Genomic DNA, 21,467 nt, shown 5'->3' with positions numbered 1-21,467 from the left:
CGCTTTCTTTCGCCAGTGCTCGCCGCTTCGCGGGTTCACCCGCGAAGCGGCGAGCACCGCCTTCAGCGTTTTTCGCTGGTCACCTGCACATGCAACGCCCGCCCGGCGCCAAGCCCGAATACGATGGCGCCGATGCCAAGCACCGCAAAAATCCACCCCACCGCCGCCCAGCCTCCGGTCAGGTCATGCACCAGGCCGACCGCAAACGGGCCCATGGATGCCAGCGTATAACCCACGCCCTGAGCCATGCTCGACAGGTTCGCCGCCACATGGGCATCCTTCGAGCGCAGCACGATCAACGTCAGGGCCAGGGCGAAGGTGCCGCCCTGCCCCAGCCCCAGCAGCACCGCCCAACCCCACAGCCCGTCGAGGGGGGCATACAGGCAACCGAACAGCCCCGCCAAGGTGACCAGCATGACCATCACGATGGCCAGCCGCTGGTCCTTGCCGCGGGTCGCCAACCACGGGGCGCTCAGCGAGCTGATCAGCTGCACGATGACCGAGCCGGACAGTACCAGGCCTGCTTCGGTCGGGCTCAGGCCACGACCAATGAGGATCGACGGCAACCAGCCGAAGACGATGTACGCCAGCGACGACTGCAGCCCCATGTACAGTGTTACCTGCCACGCCAGCGGGTCACGCCACAGCCCGCGTACGCGGTAGGCGACCTTGTGCAGGCCGTGGCCCTGGCGGGCTTGCGGTGTCCAGACGAGCATGGCCAGCAGCGCCGGTAGCATCCAGAAGCCCAGGCCAAGGGCCCAGCTGCCATCGAAGTGCTGCGTCAGCGGCACGGTAGCCCCTGCCGCCATGGCCGCACCCAGGCACAGGGCCATGGTATAGACCCCGGTCAAGGTGCCCGCGTGCTGCGGGAAATCGCGCTTGACGATACCGGGCAACAGCACACCGATGATACCGATGCTGGCCCCGGCCAGAATGCTGCCGACGAATACACCGACCGCCCCCAGGGCGCTGCGCACCACGATCCCCAGCGCCAGGGTCAGCAGGATGCCGAGGATCACCCGCTCGCTGCCGAAGCGGCGCGCCAGCACGGGTGCCAGGGGTGCAAACAGCCCGAGGCAGAGCACCGGCAAGGTGGTCAGCAGGCCGGCCTCGGAGGCATTCAGGCCCAGCCCTGCAGAGACCTGCCCGAGCACCGGCGCCATGCTCGACAATGCCGGGCGCAGGTTCAATGCCACCAGCACCAGGCCCAGCAGCAACAGCCACGGGCGCTTGATCATCGGCGGTTGTTGTTGCACCAGGGCATCGTCGGCCTCGGCGTCGATCAGTAGTTCTTCCGGTTCACGCACGCGGGCAGGCGCGTCTCGGGTCAATGGTTCAGCCATGGCCTTCTCGTCTTCAAGATTCAATAAGCGTCCGGCTCAGGGCCTTGGCCCGCTCCGGATCGCGTTGTTCGATGGCGTCGAGGATCTGCCCGTGCAGGTCGAAGGTCGCCTGGCTGCGTGGCACGGTCGCCATGTTGTGTTGCAGCGCTGCGGCCACCACACCGGAAAAGTAGCGATACAGTTCGCTCAGTGCCGGGTTGTGCGCGGCGTCGATCAGACGTTGGTGAAACACCAGGTCGCAGCTGACATAGGCATCGACATCCCCGTGAAAATGCCCGGCACTGCCTGCCAGTGCAGCGCGCAGGCCTTGCAGGTCCTCGTCGGTACGGCGCAACGCCGCCAGGCCGATAGCCTCGGACTCGAGGATGTGCCGGGTTTCGCGGGCCTGCTCCAGCGTGCAGCGCGACATGGCCTGCACGGCCTGTAGCGGGTCCTGGCAGGTGCGCAGGTAGCTGCCGTCCCCTTGGCGGATTTCCACCAGGCCACTGAATGCCAGCACGCGCATGGCTTCACGCACGGTATTGCGGCTGATACCCAGCTCCAGTGCCAGTTCCGGTTCGGTCGGCAGACGCTGCCCGACGTGCCAGTCGCCTTGCAGGATGCGCTCACGCATGCGTTCGACTGCCAGTTCGACCAGGGAGCGCTTGGTCAATTCGCTGCTCATTTCAACTCAACCAATCATCCGATGAATTTGCAGAGCTTAATGGAACGCCTTCCAGACATCAAATCAACTGGCATTTCTACCAGTTGTCAGCAGAGCGCCTTGTTGCAACGCTTGCCACGACTCTCTCAAGGCCCCATCAATGTCCCTGCAAAAAGTACTGCGGCTGATTCCCCTGATTGCAGCCGGCCTGCTAGTCGCACTGCTCTTCAAGGGGTGCGACGCCAGACAACCGCCACTCCAACCCAAGACGCTGATCATCGGCATGGACGGTGTTCAACTGCAGCACTATGAACAACTGGGCAGCGACACCCACCTGCAGAAGCGCCTGTTCTACGGCAAAGCCCATGCAGGAGGCATAAACGGCCGCGCCAGTGAACAGGCTACGATCAGCGGGCCTGGCTGGATGACCTTGCTCACCGGCGTATGGGCCAACAAGCATGGGGTGGTTTCCAATAACGAATCCTTGCGGGTCGACCCTGAGTTCCCCAGCCTGTTCAGACGTCTGCGCGATGCCCTGCCTAACGCCTACCTCGCCAGCATCGTCAACTGGTCGCCGATCAATACGGCCTACCTGCTGGAGGACGCACAAGGCGCCAATGTGCGCGAAAGCGGCCTGAGCGATGAGCAGGTCACTGTCCGCACTCTGGACCTTCTCGATAACACACCGGCCGACTTCACCTTCATCCAGCTCGACGAGCCCGATGAAGCCGGCCACGCCAGTGGCTTCGGCCCGGCCTACCAGTTCGCCCTGCGCGAAGCCGACGACAAGCTGGGGCGCCTGTTGGACAAGGTCGAGCAACGTGCCTACAAGAACCCGCAGGAGGACTGGCTGGTGATCGTCTGCACTGACCACGGGCGCGATTATTGGGGTTCAGGCCATGGCGGGATAACCGAGCAGGAAAAGACGGTCTTCATTGCCAGCAACAAGCCTTTGAACGAAGAGCTGCACCAGCCGAGCATTCCATACGACAACCCAGGCCCGAACAACCTGTATGGCTACGCGGCGCAGACCTCCGTGGCCCCGAGCGTGCTCAGGCACATGGGCCTCGACCTGCTGCCGCAGTGGAAGCTCGATGGCCCGCCACTGCTGGGCGCTACCGGCGTACGCAAGGCACGAGCCATCGAGGACGAGGACAAGTTGCTGTGGAACAGCCCCTCACAAGGCACCGTGACCATCCATAAAAATGGCCAGGTGGTGGCAACTGTACAGGCCGACCGGCAGCAGTGGACTGACCCGGAGGGCATGCGCCAAGCCAACGACTATGTGCTTGTACTGGATGACACACCGGTAGCGGTGCGCACCCGTCCACGCAACCCGCCATCGGCCATCGAGGAAATCAGCTACTGAGGTGCCAGGCACGCGCTGCAGGCGCGGGTTCTCACGCCCCTGCAGCTCGCTGCCATCAGACCAGCGCGTCGACCAACGCCTGGTTCATCTCTGGCGTGCCGATGGTGATACGCAGGAACTGGGCAATCCGCTCCTGCTTGAAGTGACGCACGATCACCCCTTGTTCACGCAGGCGCGCCGCCAACTGCGCGGCATCCTGCTGCGGGTGGCGGGCAAAGATGAAGTTGGCCGCCGATGGCAGCACCTCGAAGCCCTTTGCAACCAACTGCTCGACCAATGCTTCACGGCTGGCGATCACCTTGCGGCAGGTTTCCTCGAAGTAGGCCTGATCTTCGAACGCCGCCGCTGCCCCCACGATGGCCATGCGGTCGAGCGGATAGGAGTTGAAGCTGTTCTTGATCCGCTCCAGCGCCTCGATCAGGTCCGGATGGCCGACGGCCAGGCCCACTCGGAGTCCAGCCAGCGAACGCGACTTGGACAAGGTCTGGGTAACCAGCAGGTTGTCGTAGCGATCGACCAGGCTGATGGCAGTCTCGCCGCCAAAGTCGATGTAAGCCTCATCCACCACCACCACCGAGTCACGGTTGGCTTGCAGCAGCTGTTCGATCGCTTGCAGCGGCAGCAGGCAGCCGGTGGGTGCGTTAGGGTTGGGGAAGATGATCCCGGCATTGGGCTTGGCGTAATCGGTGATGCGGATCTGGAACTGCTCATCCAGCGCCACCTGCTCGAAGGCAATGCCGTACAGGCCGCAATAGACCGGATAGAAGCTGTAGCTGACATCCGGGAACAGCAGTGGGCCGCGATCGTGCTGGAACAGACCGTGGAAGATGTGGGCCAGCACCTCGTCCGAGCCGTTGCCGACGAAGACCTGGGCCGGGGTGACGCCGTAATACTCGGCCACGGCCTGCTTGAGCCGGTCGCTGTTCGGGTCCGGATACAGACGCAGGTTATCGTTCAGCTCGCCGCGCATGGCCTCCAGCGCCCTGGGCGACGGGCCATAAGGGTTCTCGTTGGTGTTCAGCTTGACCAGACGGGCCAGCTTTGGCTGTTCGCCCGGCACGTAAGGCACCAGCGCCTTGACGAAGGGACTCCAGAATCGACTCATGTTCAGTTCCCCTTGTCTTGGGTCAGGATACGGTATTCAGCGCTGCGGGCGTGGGCGGTCAGCGACTCGCCACGGGCCAGGACCGAGGCGGTGTGGCCAAGCTCGGATGCGCCCTGTTCGGAACAGAAGATGATCGACGAACGCTTCTGGAAGTCATACACCCCGAGCGGCGACGAGAACCGTGCGGTGCCGGAAGTCGGCAACACGTGGTTGGGGCCGGCGCAATAATCGCCCAGTGCTTCGCTGGTGTGGCGACCCATGAAGATCGCGCCCGCGTGGCGAATCTGAGGCAGCCAGGCCTGCGGGTCGGCAACCGACAGCTCCAGGTGCTCGGGCGCGATGCGGTTGGCCACTTCGATGGCCTGCTGCATGTCGCGCACCTGGATCAGCGCCCCACGGCCGTTGACCGACTTCTCGATGATCTCGGCGCGTTCCATGGTCGGCAGCAGCTTGTCGATGCTGGCGGCCACGCGGTCGAGGAAAGCGGCATCCGGGCTGACCAGGATGGCCTGGGCGTCTTCGTCGTGCTCAGCCTGAGAGAACAGGTCCATGGCGATCCAGTCCGGGTCGGTCTGGCCGTCGCACACCACGAGGATTTCCGACGGGCCGGCGATCATGTCGATACCGACCTGGCCGAACACGTGGCGCTTGGCAGTAGCCACATAGATGTTGCCAGGGCCGACGATCTTGTCTACCTGCGGCACGCTTTCGGTGCCATAGGCCAGCGCGGCAACGGCCTGCGCTCCACCGACGGTGAACACGCGGTCGACGCCGGCGATGCAGGCAGCGGCCAGCACCAGCTCATTGACCTCACCACGCGGGGTCGGTACCACCATCACCACTTCGGTGACGCCGGCGACCTTGGCGGGAATCGCGTTCATCAGCACCGACGAGGGGTACGACGCCTTGCCACCGGGCACGTACAGGCCGGCACGGTCCAGCGGGGTGACCTTCTGGCCGAGCACGGTGCCGTCGGCTTCGGTGTACTGCCAGGAGTCCTGCTTCTGCCGTTCGTGGTACATGCGTACGCGATTGGCGGCCTTCTCCAGGGCTTCACGCTGGCTGTCGGTGATGCGGGTCAGGGCCAGTTCCAGGCGCTCGCGGCCAAGGATCAGGTCATCGATGCTTTTGGCGTCAACACCGTCGAAGCGCTGGGTGAATTCAACCAGCGCGGCGTCACCGCGCTCACGCACCGCCTTGATGATGTCGAGCACGCGCTGGTTGACCGCGTCATCGGACACACTTTCCCAGCTCAGCAGATGATCCAGATGTCGGGCGAAATCCGGATCAGCGGCGTTGAGACGGGCAATTGCAGTGGACACGGTCATGGCGAGGGCCTCGATTATTAGCGAATGCTCAGGCGCCCTAGGCTACCAGTCCATCCGCGCGGGCACCCGAGAAAAATGGCTATGACGCGGATAGACGGGCGCGACAGCCGAAGCCGCGCGCAGTAGGTAGAGAATTAGCCGCGGTGTCGCGATTCGACCGCTCCGCGCAGCGTGTCGATCAGGCTCTGGATGCGGGCGTGCTGCATCTTCATGGAAGCTTTGTTGACCACCAGGCGCGAGCTGATCGTGGCGATCAGTTCCTGAGGCTCCAGGCCGTTGGCGCGCAAGGTGTTGCCAGTGTCGACCACGTCGATGATCTTGTCGGCAAGATTGATCAGCGGTGCCAGCTCCATCGAGCCGTACAGCTTGATGATGTCGACCTGGCGGCCCTGCTCGGCGTAATAACGCTTGGCGACATTGACGAACTTGGTGGCGACGCGCAGGCGGCCCTTCGGCTCGGGTGCACCGACCGCACCGGCGGTCATCAGCTTGCACTTGGCGATCTGCAGGTCCAGCGGCTCATACAGGCCCTGGCCGCCGTACTCCATCAGCACGTCCTTGCCAGCCACACCGAGGTCGGCGGCACCGTGCTCGACATAGGTCGGCACGTCGGTGGCACGCACGATCAGCAGGCGCACGTCGTCCTGCGTGGTAGGGATGATCAGCTTGCGGCTCTTGTCCGGGTTCTCGGTCGGCACGATACCGGCCTCGGCCAGCAACGGCAGGGTATCGTCGAGAATACGGCCTTTGGAAAGCGCGATGGTCAACATTGGAACGTCGGTCCTTAAGCGGCTACTGCCGGCCGGGCTGCGACAGCCCGACCGCATTCAATTCGGTGTGGGAGCGGGCTTGCCCCGCGAACACCGGCAAAGCCGGTGCCATGCAACGCGGTGGCTTCTTCGCGGGACAAGCCCGCTCCCACATGCAGACTATCAGCCCGGTACGCGGCGGATTTTTGCGCCGAGCATCTGCAGTTTTTCTTCGATGCACTCGTAACCACGGTCGATGTGGTAGATGCGGTCGATCAGGGTATCGCCTTCGGCGACCAGCGCCGACAGTACCAGGCTGGCGGATGCACGCAGGTCGGTGGCCATGACCGGAGCACCCTTGAGTGCCGGCACGCCGGTGACGATCGCGGTATTGCCTTCAACCTGGATCTGCGCACCCATGCGGTGCATTTCGTACACGTGCATGAAGCGGTTTTCGAAGATCGTCTCGATGACCGCGCCGGTGCCTTCGGCGATGGCGTTCAGCGAGATGAACTGCGCCTGCATGTCGGTCGGGAAAGCCGGGTACGGCGCGGTACGCAGGTTGACGGCCTTCGGCCGCTTGCCGTGCATGTCCAGCTCGATCCAGTCTTCACCGGTGGTGATGTCGGCGCCCGCTTCCTTCAGCTTCTCCAGCACGGCTTCGAGGATGGTCGGGTCGGTGTCCTTGACCTTGACGCGACCGCCGGTCACGGCAGCGGCGACCAGGTAGGTGCCAGTCTCGATACGGTCAGGCATGACGCGGTAGTGTGCCGACGCCAGGCGCTCGACGCCATCGATGGTGATGGTGTCGGTACCGGCACCCTGGACCTTGCCGCCCATGGCGTTGATGAAGTTGGCCAGGTCGACCACTTCAGGCTCACGCGCGGCGTTTTGCAGCACGCTGCGGCCTTTGGCCAGGGCTGCAGCCATCATGATGTTCTCGGTACCGGTCACGCTGACGGTGTCGAAGAAAAAGTGCGCGCCGCGCAGGCCGCCTTCAGGCGCCTTGGCCTTGATGTAGCCGCCTTCGACTTCGATCTTCGCGCCCATGGCCTCGAGCCCGCGGATGTGCAGGTCGACCGGGCGCGAACCGATGGCACAGCCACCTGGCAGGGCCACTTCGGCTTCACCGAAACGCGCCACCATGGGGCCGAGCACCAGGATCGAGGCGCGCATGGTCTTGACCAGCTCGTAAGGGGCTACCAGGGTCTTGATGGTACGCGGGTCGATTTCCACCGCCAGCTTTTCGTCGATCACAGGCTCGATGCCCATGCGCCCGAACAGCTCGATCATGGTGGTGATGTCGTGCAGGTGCGGCAGGTTGCCCACGGTGACCGGGCCATCGGCAAGCAGGGTCGCCGCCAGGATCGGCAGGGCCGCGTTCTTCGCGCCGGAAATGCGGATCTCGCCGTCGAGACGAGCGCCGCCAGTAATAATCAGTTTGTCCATTGGTGTCTCGCCGCCACGTTGGCTCAGGTGCGCTCAGCCCAGGCTGCGCTGCTGAAAAATTTCATGGTTACCGCATGGATGCTGCCATTGGCGATCCACGGATTCAGGTGAGCATAGATCGCCTGCTGACGTTTGACCGGGCTCAGGCCAGCCAACTCGTCGCTGATCACGTTCAACTGGAAGTTGCAGCCTTCGCCTTCAACTTCGACCCGGGATCCCGGCAATTTCTCTTCAAGGAAGCTCTTAACTTCTACGGCCTGCATGCTCAACCTCAATCGGCGCCCGATGCGCACGGGTCGGCCATCATACAAAAAAGCCCCTCGCCTGCGAAGCCCAACGAAAGGGCGCGCGACCGAGGGGCCTCTCATCACTGCCAAGCCATCAGCTTGCCAGCACCTCATCGAGGTCATAGACCCCGGCGATTTCCCGCATGTCGTCAGGCATGCCGCGCACCTCGACGGCCTTGCCGGCAGCCTGGGCGTCACGAATGAACGCCAGCAGCAGCGACAGGCCAACGCTGGTGGAGCGCGCCACGGCCGAGCAGTCCAGCAGCAGACGCGATTCACGGCAGGCGCCGATCAGCGCCTTACCCTGCTTGCGCAAGGCTGGCCCGCTGCGGTAATCCAGTTCGCCGGCCAGGCATAGCACGCCCGGCTCGGCCATGGTTACAGCGGCCTCGCTCATTTGACGGTCTTCTCTGGCGAGTTGTCGGCAGCTTCCTTGGCCTTGGCCACTTCGCCGGCCCAGCCGTCGATGGTCTTGTCCAGATCGTTGCCATTACGCTGCATGGCATCGGCGAACTGGTCGCGGAACAGCTTGCCGATGTTGATGCCATTGACGATGACGTTGCGTACCTTCCACTCGCCGCCCAGGTTCTCCAGGGTGTACTGCACCGGATAGACGGCACCGTTGTTGCCGGTCACCTTCATGCCCACGCTGGCGCGCTTGCCGTCGTCAGCCTTGGCCGGGTCGACGCTGATGCCCTGGTTGTTGTATTCCAGCAGCGCATTGCCATAGAACTGGAACAGGCTGCGCTTGAAGTTCTCCTGGAAGCGCTGAATCTGCGCAGGAGTGGCCTTGCGCGAGTACTTGACGGTCATGATGCTTTTCGAGATGCCTTCGGCATCCACTACCGGACCAAGAATGCGGTTGAGCGCATCGTAGAAGGCATTCGGGTTGGTCTTGTACTGCTCTTTGTTGGCTTTGAGGTCGCTGAGCAGCTCAGTGGTGGTGCTCTGAACCACGTCGTGCGGCGACTGCGCGGCCAGGGCCATCAGGGGAAAGGCCGCCAGCAGCACCAGCAGGCCACGTCGCAGGATCGAAATCATGGAAACTCCTTAATTAGCCGGTTGCGCTTCTTTTGGTTCCTTGCCAACGGAGTTGAGCAGGAACTTGCCAATCAGATCTTCCAGCACCAGCGCCGACTGTGTGTCATGGATGGTCGAGCCATCCTTGAGCACGTCTTCTTCACCGCCCACGCTGATACCGATGTACTTCTCGCCAAGCAAGCCGGCGGTCAGGATCGAAGCAGTGGAGTCGGTCGGCAAGTTGTTGACCGCCTTGTCCAGCTGCAGCGTCACACGACCGGTGTAGGAATCACGGTCCAGATCGATGGCGGTGACCTTGCCGATGGTGACACCGGCCATGGTCACTTTAGCTCTGACCGTCAAACCCGCGATATTGTCGAAGTACGCATAAACTTTATAGGTATCGCTGCTCGGGCTGGCCGACAGCCCGCTGACACGCAGGGCCAGCAGCAGCAGCGCCAGGATCCCGGCCAGGAGGAACAGGCCGACACCGATTTCCAGGGTGCGGTTTTGCATCAGAAATCTCCAAACATCAAGGCGGTCAAAATAAAGTCCAGACCCAGTACTGCCAATGAGGCATAGACCACGGTCTTGGTGGTGGCGCGGCTGATCCCCTCTGAGGTGGGTTCGCAGTCGTACCCCTGGAATACGGCAATCCAGGTCGTGACGAAGGCAAACACCAGGCTCTTGATCAGCCCGTTGAGCACGTCGTCGGTAAAGGAAACACTGTTCTGCATGTTGCCCCAGAACGAGCCTTCGTAGACGCCCAGCCAGTCGACCGCGACCCACGAACCGCCCCAGATGCCGACCACGCTGAAGATCAGCGCCAGCAGCGGCAGCGAGATGAAACCGGCCCACAGGCGTGGCGCAACGATGTACTTGAGCGGGTCGACGCCGATCATTTCCAGGCTCGACAACTGCTCGGTGGACTTCATGTTGCCGATTTCGGCGGTCAGCGCGGAACCGGCGCGGCCAGCGAACAGCAGCGCAGTGACCACCGGGCCGAGCTCACGCAGAAGGGTCAGGGCGACCATTTGCCCGACCGCCTGCTCGGAACCGTACTTGGTCAGGATGCTGTAGCCCTGCAGGGCAAGCACCATGCCGATGAACACGCCGGAAACGACAATGATCGCCAGCGACAGCACACCCACCGAGTAGAGCTGCTTGGTCAGCAACTGGAAACCGCCACCAATGCCGCCACGGCCGATCAGTGCATGGAACAGGAACAGGCACGAGCGCCCGAGCACGGCCAGCACGTCGATCGCCGAGCGCCCGAGCAGGCGAATACGTTCGAGTAAGGATTTTCTGCGCATCACCGCGCCCCCAGCAAATCGGCGCGGTAGTCAGGCGCGGGAAAGTGGAATGGCACCGGGCCGTCCGGGTCGCCTTTCATGAACTGGCGAATGCGCGGGTTGTCCGAGCCCATCAGCTCGTCAGGCGTCCCCTGGCCCAGCACCTGGCCATCACCGACCACATAGATGTAATCGGCGATACTCGCGGTTTCGGCGAGGTCATGGGAGACCACGATGCTGGTGATGCCCAGGGCATCATTGAGCAGACGGATCAACCGCACGAGCACACCCATGGCGATCGGGTCCTGGCCGACGAATGGTTCGTCGTACATGAGGATCTGCGGGTCCAGGGCAATCGCCCGGGCCAGCGCCACCCGACGCTTCATGCCGCCGGACAATTCGTCCGGCATCAGGTCGATGGCACCGCGCAGGCCAACCGCCTGCAGCTTCATCAACACGATGTCACGGATCATTTCGTCCGAAAGCTGGGTATGCACGCGCAAAGGAAAGGCCACGTTCTCGAACACATCGAGATCGGTGAACAACGCACCGCTCTGGAACAGTACGCCCATCTGCTTGCGGGCGTCGAACAGGTCGCTGCGCGAGAGGCTCGGCAGGTTCTGCCCGGCCACCCACACTTCTCCGCTCGACGGCCGTAGCTGCGCGCCCATCAGGCGCAGCAGCGTGGTCTTGCCGCAACCCGACGGCCCCATGATCCCGGTGACCTTGCCACGCGGGATACGGATGTCGACATTGCTGAAAATGCTGCGCGAACCGCGCTTGAAGGTGACTCCCTTCAACTCGACCGCGTAGGCGCTATCCACACTCATCTAGACTCCTTGCTGATGCAGCCTCGCACTTATGGACGCTGGCCCTCATCGTGAAGGCACACGCGCCCCTGGCAGGCCGAATAGCGGCGAACTATAGCACTGCTGACCTCACGCCCCCAAGGGCATGGAACAGGTCGTTCAGGCCATCGACAGGCATTGACGACATTTGAGAAAGCAATCGAAAGGATGAGGCTTTTTTGTATTGCGGCTATAATCGCCGCCTTTTAATCAGGCATTGCTTTTCGACATGAGCCAATCCAGCGAGCTGATCCACTCCGCCCAGCGCACCCTGCGCCTGGAACTCGAGGCCGTTCAAGGCCTGGTGGCCCGCATCGACGCCAATTTCGTCAAGGCCTGCGAGCTGATCCTGGCGAGCAAGGGCCGGGTCGTGGTGGTCGGCATGGGCAAATCGGGGCATATCGGCAACAAGATCGCCGCCACCCTGGCCAGCACCGGCACGCCAGCATTCTTCGTGCATCCGGCCGAAGCCAGCCATGGCGACATGGGCATGATCACCCGCGACGACGTCATCCTGGCCCTGTCCAACTCTGGCAGCACTGCCGAGATCGTGACCCTGCTGCCGCTGATCAAGCGCCTTGGGATCCAGCTGATCAGCATGACCGGCAACCCGGACTCGCCCCTGGCCCAGGCCGCCGAGGTCAATCTCGACGCCAGCGTCACTCAGGAAGCCTGCCCGCTGAATCTCGCCCCGACCTCCTCTACCACTGCCGCACTGGTACTGGGTGATGCGCTGGCGATCGCCCTGCTCGAAGCGCGTGGTTTCACCGCCGAGGACTTCGCCTTTTCGCACCCTGGCGGCGCCCTGGGTCGCCGCCTGCTGCTCAAGGTCGAGAATGTCATGCATGCCGGTGACGAATTGCCCCAGGTACAGTGCGGCACACTGCTCAAGGACGCGCTCCTTGAAATGTCCCGCAAAGGTTTGGGCATGACTGTTATCGTGGGCAGCGATGGCAAGCTGGCCGGGATCTTCACCGATGGCGACCTGCGCCGCAGCCTGGACCGCAACATTGATGTGCACACCACACTGATCGATCAGGTAATGACCGTGCACGGCAAGACGGCTCGCGCCGAGATGCTGGCGGCAGAGGCCCTGAAGATCATGGAGGACCACAAGATCAGCGCCCTGGTAGTCGTGGACAAGGACGAGCGCCCGACCGGCGCCCTGAACATGCACGACCTGCTGCGCGCCGGCGTGATGTAAAGGAGAACGAACCGATGACTGAAGATCTCATGCAACGCGGCAAGGCGATCAAACTGGCCGTTTTCGACGTCGACGGCGTACTGACCGATGGCCGCCTGTACTTTCTTGAAGATGGCAGCGAATTCAAGACCTTCAATACCCTGGATGGCCAAGGCATCAAGATGCTCATGGCCTCGGGCGTAACCACGGCGATCATCAGCGGACGCAAGACCCCGGTCGTCGAGCGCCGGGCGAAAAACCTCGGTATCCCTCATCTTTACCAGGGCCGTGAAGACAAATTGGTCGTGCTCGACGGCCTGCTCGCCGAACTGGGCCTAAGCTATGAACAGGTCGCCTATCTGGGCGACGACCTGCCCGACCTGCCGGTAATCCGCCGGGTAGGCCTAGGGATTGCCGTAGCCAACGCCGCACCGTTCGTTCGCCAGCACGCCCACGGCGTCACCCGGGCACGCGGTGGCGAAGGTGCTGCACGCGAGTTCTGTGAACTGATCATGCACGCCCAGGGCACCCTGGACGCTGCCAACGCCAACTACCTTTAAGGCTGCCCATGTTCAGCAAGAAAGCCCGCAATATTGCGCTGCTCGCGGTGATTGCCGCCCTGCTTGCGGCAATCGGCTACTGGAATGTCAGCCCTGAAAGCTTCCTCGACAAGCCAGTCGCCCAGGTTGACGAAAGCGCCATCGACTATTACGCGATCAACGCGCATAGCGTGCAGTTCATGCCTGATGGCAAGCTGCAATACGAAATGACTGCCGACAAGGTCGAGCACCTCAGGGCCAGTGAAGTCACCCTGCTGACCACGCCCGACCTGCACCTGTACCGAGGCACCGAATACCCTTGGCATGTGCAGAGCGAACGCGCAGAGGTCAACCCGGATGGCACCGAGGTCGAGCTGATCGAGAAGGTCCGCGTGCAACGCATCGACGAAAAGCAGCGTGAATTGATCGTTACCAGCTCGCGCATGACCGTATTCCCGCAGAAGCAATATGCGCAGACCGAGCAAGCCGTTAGAATCGACGGCGCCGGTGGCACGACTACGGGTAAAGGAATGAAAGCGTATTTGAAAGAAGGCAAGATGGACTTGCTCTCTAACGTAAGAGGACAGTATGAGGCTCGTTAAAACCCTCCCCCTTTTGCTCAGCCTGAGCGCAGCACTGGGAAGCGCGAGCGCCTTCGCCCTGCCGACCGACCGTGACCAGCCTATCCGCATCCAGGCCGACAACGCGCACCTGGACGACAAGCAGGGCGTGGCCACCTATACCGGCGATGTGATCATCACCCAGGGCTCGATGATGATCAAAGGCAACACCGTGACCATGACCCGTGCCGCCAATGGCGACATCGACGTGGTGACCTCGGTGGGCAACCTGGCCTACTTCGAGCAACAGCAGAGCACGGCCAAGCCCGACAAGATGAAAGGCTGGGCGGTGACCATCCAGTACCAGGCGCAGAAAGACACGGTGATCCTCACCGACCGCGCCAAGGTCGAGAACGAAGGCAACACCACCGAAGGCGAGAAGATCGTCTACAACACCAAGACCCAGGTTGCGACCGCTGGTCGTGGCGGCAACGTGACTCAACCACGTCAGCGCATCGACATGGTGATCCAGCCGAAGAAGAAGGCCGAGTAAATGGCAACCCTCAAAGCCCAGCACCTGGCCAAGAGCTACAAGGGGCGGCAAGTCGTGCGTGATGTCAGCCTGTCGATCGACAGCGGGCAGATCGTCGGCCTGCTCGGCCCCAACGGCGCCGGCAAGACCACTTGCTTCTACATGATCGTTGGGCTGGTCCAGGCCGACCAGGGGCGCGTACTGATCGACAACCTCGATGTCAGCCACCAGCCCATGCACGGCCGCGCCCGCGCCGGTATCGGCTACCTGCCGCAGGAAGCCTCGATCTTCCGCAAGCTATCGGTAGCCGACAACATCATGGCCATTCTCGAGACCCGCAAGGACATCGACCGCGAAGGCCGGCGCAAAGAGCTGGAAAGCCTGCTGCAGGAATTCCACATCAGCCATATCCGCGACAACCTCGGCATGAGCCTTTCCGGTGGTGAACGCCGCCGCGTCGAAATTGCCCGCGCCCTGGCGACCGCACCGAAGTTCATCCTGCTGGACGAACCGTTTGCCGGCGTCGACCCGATTTCCGTGGGCGACATCAAGCAGATCATCCACCACCTCAAGGCCAAGGGGATCGGTGTGCTGATTACCGACCACAACGTCCGTGAAACCCTGGACATCTGCGAGACCGCCTACATCGTCAACGATGGCCGACTGATCGCTGAAGGGGACGCCGAGACCATCCTGGCCAACGACCTGGTCAAGGAAGTCTACCTGGGCCACGAGTTCCGGCTCTGACCCTCGGGACCTGCCTGGAGCACTGGCATTAATGCCCTGCAGGGGCTTAAGTTGTTACAGTGCTCTAGGCAAACGCTACAATTTGAGGCATAAATCTTGCTTGAATTTGGCGCTTTGGCGCCCTCGTGTAGTGGATGGCGCATGCGCGCCGGCGAACAAGGTATTAAGCCCCTGCCATGAAACCATCGCTCGTCCTAAAAATGGGCCAGCAACTGACGATGACCCCGCAGTTGCAACAGGCCATCCGCCTCCTTCAGCTTTCCACCCTGGACCTCCAGCAGGAAATCCAGGAAGCGCTGGAGTCCAACCCGATGCTCGAACGTCAGGAAGACGGCGACGACTTCGACAACAGCGATCCGATGGCGGACAACGTCGAGAACAAGCCGGCCGCCGAAGTCCCGGACAACAGCTTCCAGGAAAGCACCACCAGTGCCGAAACCCTGGAAGACGGTGAGTGGAACGAGCGAATCCCCAACGAGCTTCCGGTCGATACCGCCTGGGAAGACATCTACCAGACCAGCGCCAGCAGCCTGCCCAGCAACGATGACGACGAGTGGGACTTCACCACCCGCACATCGGCCGGCGAAAGCCTGCAGAGCCACCTGTTGTGGCAGTTGAACCTGGCACCGATGTCCGATACCGACCGCCTGATCGCCGTCACCCTGATCGACAGCATCAACGGCCAGGGCTACCTCGAAGATACCCTCGAAGAAATCTGCGCAGGCTTCGACCCGGAGCTGGATATCGAGCTTGACGAGGTCGAGGCGGTGCTGCACCGCATCCAGCAGTTCGAGCCAGCCGGCGTCGGCGCCCGCAGCCTGGGCGAGTGCCTGCTGCTGCAATTGCGCCAGCTGCCCGCCAGCACGCCCTGGATGAGCGAGGCCCAGCGCCTGGTCACCGACTTCATCGACCTGCTCGGCGGCCGCGACTACAGCCAGCTGATGCGCCGCATGAAGCTCAAGGAAGACGAACTGCGCCAAGTGATCGAGCTGGTGCAGAGCCTCAACCCGCGGCCCGGTTCACAGATCGAGTCGAGCGAACCGGAATACGTGGTTCCCGACGTGATCGTGCGCAAGGACAGCGACCGCTGGCTGGTCGAGCTGAACCAGGAAGCGATCCCGCGCCTGAGGGTCAACCCGCAGTACGCCGGCTTCGTCCGCCGCGCCGATACCAGCGCCGACAACACCTTCATGCGCAACCAGTTGCAAGAGGCGCGCTGGTTCATCAAGAGCCTGCAGAGCCGCAACGAAACGCTGATGAAGGTCGCCACGCAGATCGTCGAACACCAGCGCGGCTTCCTCGACCACGGCGACGAAGCAATGAAGCCGCTGGTCCTGCATGACATCGCCGAAGCGGTGGGTATGCATGAGTCGACCATTTCGCGGGTGACCACACAGAAATACATGCACACCCCGCGTGGCATCTACGAACTGAAATACTTTTTCTCCAGCCACGTCAGCACCGCCGAAGGCGGAGAATGCTCGTCTACGGCGATCCGCGCGATCATCAAGAAACTGGTTGCTGCGGAAAATCAGAAAAAGCCATTGAGTGACAGCAAGATCGCTGGTTTACTGGAGGCACAAGGCATCCAGGTAGCCCGTCGCACCGTCGCCAAGTACCGCGAGTCCCTCGGCATCGCACCGTCGAGCGAGCGCAAGCGACTGATGTAGCCCCCGGATGTGCCACAGCGTTTGTGGGGCAGGTGCAATACCTGCCTCTTTATGCACGGGCAACAAAGGAGAAGCTGTATGCAAGTCAATATCAGTGGACAGCATGTAGAAGTCACCCAGCCACTGCGCGATTACGTGCTTGAAAAGCTCGCTCGGGTGGAAAGTCACTTCGACAAGATCACCAACGTGCAGGTCATCATGAAGGTCGAGAAGCTGCAGCAGAAGGTCGAGGCGACCCTGCAGATTCCCGGCGGTGAAGTGGTTGCCAACGCGGAACACGAAGACATGTATGCAGCGATCGACGCCTTGGCCGACAAGCTCGACCGCCAACTGAAAAAACACAAGGAAAAACAGCAAAGCCTGCTGCAAGGTGCAGCTGCCCGCTGATCCCTCTCATCCATGATCCGACTTGAAACCATCCTGACCCCCGGCCGTTCCCTGGTGAACGTGCCGGGCGGCAGCAAGAAGCGCGCCCTGGAAAAGGTCGCCAACCTGATTGCCGAGCAAGTACCTGAGCTTGCGATGCAAGACGTCTTCGAAAAGCTCATCGCTCGCGAAAAACTGGGTTCGACCGGCTTTGGCAATGGCATTGCCATCCCCCACTGCCGGCTTGAAGGCTGCGCTTCCCCGGTAAGTGCCCTGCTGCACCTGGATGCGCCGATCGACTATGACGCCATCGATGGCGCTCCGGTGGATCTGCTGTTCGTCCTGCTGGTGCCAGAGGCGGCCACCGATGCCCACCTTGAACTGCTGCGCCAGATCGCCAGCATGCTCGATCGCAAGGAGGTCCGCGATAGACTGCGTGCCGCCGGTAGCAGCGAGGCCCTGTACCAGGTTGTCCTGGACGCACAGAACGAGCACTGAACATGCGCCTGATCATCGTCAGCGGCCGGTCTGGCTCCGGCAAAAGTACCGCCCTCGATGTCCTGGAAGACAATGGCTTTTACGTGATCGACAACCTCCCGGCCGGGCTTCTGCCACAGCTGGCCGAGAACGCGTTGATCAATACCGAACTGTTGCAACCCAAAGTGGCGGTTTCGATCGATGCACGCAACCTGCCCAGCCACCTTTCGCGCTTCCCCGAGCTGTTGGCGGAGGCCCGTGGGCGCCACATTCAGTGTGATGTGCTGTTTCTCGATGCCGACGAAGACACGCTGCTCAAGCGCTTCTCGGAAACCCGCCGTCGCCATCCGCTGACCAACGCCGACCGCTCGCTGGCCGAAGCCATCCGCGTTGAAAGCGAACTGCTGGGGCCGATTGCCGACCTTGCCGACCTGAAGATCGATACCACCAGTCTCAACCTTTACCAACTGCGCGATTCGATCAAGCTGCGCCTGCTCAACCAGCCTGAGCCTGGCACCGCCTTTCTGGTCGAGTCGTTCGGCTTCAAGCGCGGGATGCCGGTCGATGCCGACCTGGTGTTCGACGTACGCTGCCTGCCCAACCCCTACTGGAAACCGGAGCTGCGCGAACATTCCGGCCTGGAGCAGCCAGTCATCGACTACCTTGCTGCACAGCCGGACGTCGAAGAAATGTTCAACGACATCTCCAGCTACCTGCTCAAATGGCTGCCACGCTTTGCCGCGAGCAACCGCGCCTATGTCACCATCGCCATTGGCTGCACCGGAGGCCATCATCGCTCGGTCTACATCACCGAGCGCCTCGGCCAGCTGTTGCAGCAATCCCTGAAAAACGTCCAGGTCCGCCACCGCGACCTCTAGCCCACAGGATCCACCGCACGATGCCCGCCCGCGAAATCACCATCATCAACAAGCTGGGCCTGCATGCCCGGGCGGCAGCCAAGTTCGTCGGCGTGGCCGGCAAGTATCCCTGCCAGGTCCGCATCGGCCGCGCGCCCGACAAGCTTGTGGACGGCAAGAGCATCATGGCGGTGATGATGCTGGCTGCGGGAAAAGGTACGCAGGTGCACCTGATGACCGAGGGCGAGCAGGACAACGAAGCCCTGGACGCGCTGGTGGCGCTGATCAACAACTACTTCGACGAAGGCGAGTAAGCCCCTTTCTGCAACATTCCCTGCCAATTGTCAGGGTGCATTCCTGCGCGGTTGTCTTTATACCTATATAGGTATAGATTGAGACCAGGCTATGGAAGCATTCAAACCAATCAAGACGCTTTACTGGGTGGGCAGCAGCAAAAAGGATCTTCAAGCACTACCAGAGGATGTACAGGACATTTTCGGTTTTGCACTGCACCAGGCGCAGGAAGGTGGCAAGCATCTGCAGGTGAAGTGCCTCAAAGGGTTCAGCGGAGCGGGCGTGCTGGAAGTCGTGGAGGACTACAACCGCAGCACCTATCGTGCGGTGTACACCGTGGCATTTGCTTCGGCAGTCTACGTCCCGCATTGCTTCCAGAAGAAATCCACCTCTGGCATCAAGACCTCCAGCCACGAAATTGACTTGATCAAGTCACGCCTGAAACTGGCTGAAGCTCACTCGTGAGGAGAAAGAGATGATTGAGATCGAAGAAAGCGGCGGTAGCGTCTATACCGACCTTGGCAGCGAAAACGCTGGCGAGATGTTGGTGAAGGCTCATCTCGCCAGCAAGATATGCAGCATCATCAAGGCCCGTCACATGACCCAGGTGCAGGCATCCGCAGTCCTTGGCCTGCCACAGCCGAAGGTCTCCGACATGATGCGTGGCAAGTTCCGCGGCATCAGTGAATCCAAAATGATCGATTGCCTGGCACGCCTCGGCCGCGATGTGCAAATCGTGGTGAAGGCAGCCCCCCGCTCCCGTCGGGAAGGCCGGGTTGAAGTCATCTTCGCCTGAAGCCGGCCCTGTCCAGACTCACGACATTGCCGTATCCATCACCATCATCAGGCAAAAGCCGATGCAAAGCCCCAGGCTGGCAAGGCGGTGATGCCCGTTGCTGCGCGACTCGGGAATGATCTCCTGGGTCACCACCAGCAACATCGCCCCGGCCGCACAGGCCAGGCCCACCGGCAATAGCAACTCCGCCATGTTCACCAACCAGGCACAGACCACAGCCGCCAGTGGCTCGACCAGGCCGGAAGCGGCGCCAATCAGAAATGCCTTGAACCGGGGCATCCCCGCCCCTGCCAGCACCAACGCTATCACCAGCCCTTCAGGCACATCCTGCAAGGCTATGCCCATCGCCAGGCTGTCTGCGTCGGCCATGCCGCCACCGGCAGATACACCGATGGCCATGCCCTCGGGGATGTTGTGAGCGATGATGGCGATCACGAACAGCCAGATTCGTGCGGCGATGACTGGCTGGTTCTGCGTACCGACCAAGGCCTGCGGCGAAGCACCAGAGACCTTGAGGTCTACCAGAAACAGACACAGGGCACCGAGCATCAGGCCGAAGCTGATCAGGCCACCGGCGCCCCATGGGCTGAAGCCGATGGCCTGGGCGGCATCCAGCCCGGGGAGGATCAGCGAGAACGCCGTGGCCGCCAGCATCACCCCTGCCCCGAAGCCCAGCAAGGTGTCGGCCAGGGCTACCGGCATATTGCGAATCACCAGCACCGGTACCGCGCCCAGCGCCGTACCCAGTGCGCACAGAGCGCCGCCTTCCAGCGCGCGCAACATGCGCGGTTCCAGGTCCAGCCAGGCGATGCCTCGGGCCAGCAGCAATGCCGTGCCGGCCAGCAACAGCAAGGTGCCCAGTGCCAACCGGAACAGCCGCGCACTGCTGACGGACATCACCTCAGCGCGCATACCGGGCCGACTCACTTCAGGGCTTCGTGATAGCGGCGATCCACTTCCGCCCAGTCGATCACGTTATAGAAAGCGCCAATGTATTCCGGTCGGCGGTTCTGATACTTCAGGTAATAGGCGTGTTCCCACACGTCCAGGCCTAGGATCGGCGTGTTGCCATGCATCAGCGGGCTGTCCTGGTTACCACTGCTTTCCACCACCAGCTTGTTCTGCGGGGTGACGCTGAGCCACGCCCAGCCGCTGCCAAAGCGGGTCAGCGCCGCCTTGGTGAATGCCTCCTTGAATGCCTCGAAACCACCCAGCTCGGCGTCAATGGCCTTGGCCAGCGGGCCTTGTGGCTGACCACCTCCCTTGGGCGACATGACCAACCAGAACAGGCTGTGGTTGGCGTGGCCGCCGCCGTGGTTGGTGACTACACCGCGCAGGTTCTCGGGCAGTTGCTTGACTGCGCCGACCAGTTTCTCGACCGGCCATTCGGCCCACTCGGTGCCCTCGATGGCCGCATTCAGGCCATTGACGTAGGTCTGGTGGTGCTTGGTGTGGTGGTTTTCCATGGTTTGCGCATCGATGTGCGGTTCCAGTGCATCGTAGGCGTAAGTCAGTGCAGGCAAGGTATGCGGCATATCAATGGATTCCGTAGGCATGGGTTCTGGGCGCCACGTCCGGCTGGGCAGCAAGTTCGCTGGCCTCGGCGCCGTGGCGGTTGAGCAGGCGCTCGGTACGCGGATACTGGCCGTACTCGGCGATAAAACTCAGCAGTTCGGTGTAGGTGCGCCCGCTATGGCGCAGTGCGGCATCACGCAGCGCCTGCGGCAAACGCGCATCCTGACTGGCCTGGAGCAAGCGCTGATGGGCGGCACACAGGTAGTCGGCGCTCTCGTGCGGCTGGTTCAGACGCAGATGCAAATCGGCCAGGTTATGGTGGGCGATGACCAGCGCGGCCACCGCTTCGTCGACGTCATGCCAGCGCTCGAACAGCACCTGGGCAAGGGCCAGTGCTTGCAGGTAGTGTTCCCGGGCATCGACCAGCTCGCCCTTTTCGAACAGGCGGTTGGCTGCCTCGGTCGTGCGTTTCCAGTGCTGCATGAGATGCTTCCCCTA

At 62.2% G+C, this 21,467-nt stretch carries 28 protein-coding genes; 13 read left to right on the top strand and 15 right to left on the bottom strand.

The annotated features are described in order from the left end of the window. Positions 1-62: 62 nt before the first annotated feature. Together L6D64_RS17535 and L6D64_RS17530 are read right to left on the bottom strand one after the other, a co-directional pair. Positions 63-1,343 (bottom strand): CynX/NimT family MFS transporter, encoded by a 1,281-nt coding sequence (locus L6D64_RS17535; RefSeq protein WP_176508688.1) that lies wholly within the window; start codon positions 1,341-1,343, stop codon positions 63-65. Positions 1,344-1,356: 13 nt separating this feature from the next. Next, complete coding sequence (locus L6D64_RS17530) at positions 1,357-2,007, bottom strand: FadR/GntR family transcriptional regulator (protein ID WP_176508689.1); 651 nt, start codon at positions 2,005-2,007, stop codon at positions 1,357-1,359. 157 nt (positions 2,008-2,164) lie between these two features. On the opposite strand from L6D64_RS17530, the gene L6D64_RS17525 reads away from it, so the two are divergent. Further along, the gene (locus tag L6D64_RS17525; protein ID WP_371870319.1) at positions 2,165-3,355 is read left to right on the top strand and encodes an alkaline phosphatase family protein; all 1,191 of its coding nucleotides are present in this window, start codon (positions 2,165-2,167) and stop codon (positions 3,353-3,355) included. 55 nt (positions 3,356-3,410) lie between these two features. Here the strand turns inward: L6D64_RS17525 and hisC are convergent, their stop codons facing one another. From hisC to L6D64_RS17475, 10 genes are all read right to left on the bottom strand, one after another. After that, positions 3,411-4,460 (bottom strand): histidinol-phosphate transaminase, encoded by a 1,050-nt coding sequence (gene hisC / locus L6D64_RS17520; protein ID WP_176508691.1) that lies wholly within the window; start codon positions 4,458-4,460, stop codon positions 3,411-3,413. Between the two features lie 2 nt (positions 4,461-4,462). Continuing rightward, on the bottom strand, positions 4,463-5,788 hold the full coding sequence (gene hisD, locus L6D64_RS17515; protein ID WP_054885961.1) for a histidinol dehydrogenase: 1,326 nt from the start codon (positions 5,786-5,788) through the stop codon (positions 4,463-4,465). A gap of 134 nt (positions 5,789-5,922) precedes the next feature. Next, positions 5,923-6,558 (bottom strand): ATP phosphoribosyltransferase, encoded by a 636-nt coding sequence (gene hisG, locus L6D64_RS17510; protein WP_054885960.1) that lies wholly within the window; start codon positions 6,556-6,558, stop codon positions 5,923-5,925. 162 nt (positions 6,559-6,720) lie between these two features. Then, positions 6,721-7,986, bottom strand: a complete 1,266-nt coding sequence (gene murA, locus L6D64_RS17505) for a UDP-N-acetylglucosamine 1-carboxyvinyltransferase (protein ID WP_176508692.1) — start codon at positions 7,984-7,986, stop codon at positions 6,721-6,723. Positions 7,987-8,009: 23 nt separating this feature from the next. Continuing rightward, positions 8,010-8,249 carry a BolA family protein gene (locus L6D64_RS17500; RefSeq protein ID WP_003255121.1) on the bottom strand — a complete coding sequence of 80 codons (240 nt, stop codon included), beginning with the start codon at positions 8,247-8,249 and terminating at the stop codon, positions 8,010-8,012. A gap of 118 nt (positions 8,250-8,367) precedes the next feature. Beyond that, positions 8,368-8,670: an STAS domain-containing protein gene (locus tag L6D64_RS17495; protein WP_176508693.1), complete on the bottom strand. Its 303-nt coding sequence runs from the start codon at positions 8,668-8,670 to the stop codon at positions 8,368-8,370. Next, positions 8,667-9,314, bottom strand: coding sequence for an MlaC/ttg2D family ABC transporter substrate-binding protein (locus L6D64_RS17490; protein WP_176508694.1), 648 nt, complete (start codon positions 9,312-9,314; stop codon positions 8,667-8,669). Before L6D64_RS17490 ends, L6D64_RS17495 begins: the two co-directional genes overlap by 4 nt. 9 nt (positions 9,315-9,323) lie before the next feature. Beyond that, a complete protein-coding gene (gene mlaD, locus L6D64_RS17485) occupies positions 9,324-9,809 on the bottom strand; it encodes an outer membrane lipid asymmetry maintenance protein MlaD (protein ID WP_054885956.1) in 486 nt (161 codons plus the stop codon). Then, positions 9,809-10,606, bottom strand: coding sequence for a lipid asymmetry maintenance ABC transporter permease subunit MlaE (mlaE, locus tag L6D64_RS17480; protein WP_054885955.1), 798 nt, complete (start codon positions 10,604-10,606; stop codon positions 9,809-9,811). The genes mlaD and mlaE overlap by 1 nt, the downstream gene beginning before the upstream one ends. After that, positions 10,606-11,415: an ATP-binding cassette domain-containing protein gene (locus L6D64_RS17475; RefSeq protein ID WP_043213285.1), complete on the bottom strand. Its 810-nt coding sequence runs from the start codon at positions 11,413-11,415 to the stop codon at positions 10,606-10,608. Before L6D64_RS17475 ends, mlaE begins: the two co-directional genes overlap by 1 nt. A 247-nt stretch (positions 11,416-11,662) precedes the next feature. On the opposite strand from L6D64_RS17475, the gene L6D64_RS17470 reads away from it, so the two are divergent. The 12 genes from L6D64_RS17470 to L6D64_RS17415 all read left to right on the top strand — a co-directional run bounded on the left by L6D64_RS17470 (position 11,663) and on the right by L6D64_RS17415 (position 19,454). Continuing rightward, on the top strand, positions 11,663-12,637 hold the full coding sequence (locus L6D64_RS17470) for a KpsF/GutQ family sugar-phosphate isomerase (RefSeq protein WP_176508695.1): 975 nt from the start codon (positions 11,663-11,665) through the stop codon (positions 12,635-12,637). Between the two features lie 14 nt (positions 12,638-12,651). Continuing rightward, positions 12,652-13,176, top strand: a complete 525-nt coding sequence (locus tag L6D64_RS17465) for a KdsC family phosphatase (RefSeq protein WP_176508696.1) — start codon at positions 12,652-12,654, stop codon at positions 13,174-13,176. An 8-nt stretch (positions 13,177-13,184) separates the two neighbouring features. Next, positions 13,185-13,757 (top strand): LPS export ABC transporter periplasmic protein LptC, encoded by a 573-nt coding sequence (gene lptC, locus L6D64_RS17460; RefSeq protein WP_176508697.1) that lies wholly within the window; start codon positions 13,185-13,187, stop codon positions 13,755-13,757. After that, positions 13,744-14,268 carry a lipopolysaccharide transport periplasmic protein LptA gene (gene lptA, locus L6D64_RS17455; protein WP_027595608.1) on the top strand — a complete coding sequence of 175 codons (525 nt, stop codon included), beginning with the start codon at positions 13,744-13,746 and terminating at the stop codon, positions 14,266-14,268. The genes lptC and lptA overlap by 14 nt, the downstream gene beginning before the upstream one ends. Then, on the top strand, positions 14,269-14,994 hold the full coding sequence (gene lptB / locus L6D64_RS17450) for an LPS export ABC transporter ATP-binding protein (RefSeq protein ID WP_060511298.1): 726 nt from the start codon (positions 14,269-14,271) through the stop codon (positions 14,992-14,994). Positions 14,995-15,170: 176 nt separating this feature from the next. Beyond that, on the top strand, positions 15,171-16,664 hold the full coding sequence (locus L6D64_RS17445) for an RNA polymerase factor sigma-54 (protein ID WP_176508698.1): 1,494 nt from the start codon (positions 15,171-15,173) through the stop codon (positions 16,662-16,664). A 78-nt stretch (positions 16,665-16,742) separates the two neighbouring features. Next, positions 16,743-17,051: a ribosome hibernation-promoting factor, HPF/YfiA family gene (gene hpf, locus L6D64_RS17440; protein ID WP_003255135.1), complete on the top strand. Its 309-nt coding sequence runs from the start codon at positions 16,743-16,745 to the stop codon at positions 17,049-17,051. A 12-nt stretch (positions 17,052-17,063) separates the two neighbouring features. Next, positions 17,064-17,528 carry a PTS IIA-like nitrogen regulatory protein PtsN gene (gene ptsN, locus L6D64_RS17435; RefSeq protein WP_085673595.1) on the top strand — a complete coding sequence of 155 codons (465 nt, stop codon included), beginning with the start codon at positions 17,064-17,066 and terminating at the stop codon, positions 17,526-17,528. Positions 17,529-17,530: 2 nt separating this feature from the next. Beyond that, on the top strand, positions 17,531-18,385 hold the full coding sequence (gene rapZ / locus L6D64_RS17430) for an RNase adapter RapZ (RefSeq protein ID WP_176508699.1): 855 nt from the start codon (positions 17,531-17,533) through the stop codon (positions 18,383-18,385). Between the two features lie 20 nt (positions 18,386-18,405). Further along, positions 18,406-18,678, top strand: coding sequence for an HPr family phosphocarrier protein (locus L6D64_RS17425; protein ID WP_176508700.1), 273 nt, complete (start codon positions 18,406-18,408; stop codon positions 18,676-18,678). A gap of 91 nt (positions 18,679-18,769) precedes the next feature. After that, positions 18,770-19,123: a type II toxin-antitoxin system RelE/ParE family toxin gene (locus L6D64_RS17420; RefSeq protein WP_176508701.1), complete on the top strand. Its 354-nt coding sequence runs from the start codon at positions 18,770-18,772 to the stop codon at positions 19,121-19,123. 10 nt (positions 19,124-19,133) lie between these two features. After that, the gene (locus L6D64_RS17415) at positions 19,134-19,454 is read left to right on the top strand and encodes a helix-turn-helix domain-containing protein (protein ID WP_176508702.1); all 321 of its coding nucleotides are present in this window, start codon (positions 19,134-19,136) and stop codon (positions 19,452-19,454) included. Between the two features lie 18 nt (positions 19,455-19,472). On the opposite strand, the gene L6D64_RS17410 is transcribed toward L6D64_RS17415, so the two are convergent. Genes L6D64_RS17410 through L6D64_RS17400 form a run of 3 tightly spaced genes read right to left on the bottom strand, consistent with a single transcriptional unit; the run spans position 19,473 to position 21,452 of the window. Beyond that, positions 19,473-20,366, bottom strand: a complete 894-nt coding sequence (locus L6D64_RS17410) for a ZIP family metal transporter (RefSeq protein ID WP_176508740.1) — start codon at positions 20,364-20,366, stop codon at positions 19,473-19,475. A gap of 11 nt (positions 20,367-20,377) precedes the next feature. Then, positions 20,378-20,989, bottom strand: coding sequence for a superoxide dismutase (locus L6D64_RS17405; protein WP_176508741.1), 612 nt, complete (start codon positions 20,987-20,989; stop codon positions 20,378-20,380). Between the two features lies 1 nt (position 20,990). Next, positions 20,991-21,452, bottom strand: a complete 462-nt coding sequence (locus L6D64_RS17400) for a hypothetical protein (protein ID WP_176508703.1) — start codon at positions 21,450-21,452, stop codon at positions 20,991-20,993. Positions 21,453-21,467: the final 15 nt, after the last annotated feature.

The sequence above is a fragment of the Pseudomonas urethralis genome, assembly GCF_021602465.1.
Taxonomy (GTDB): Bacteria; Pseudomonadota; Gammaproteobacteria; order Pseudomonadales; family Pseudomonadaceae; genus Aquipseudomonas; species Aquipseudomonas vlassakiae.
The sequence above is the reverse complement of the archived record's forward strand: the minus strand, read 5'-3'. Positions and strand labels throughout refer to the sequence as shown.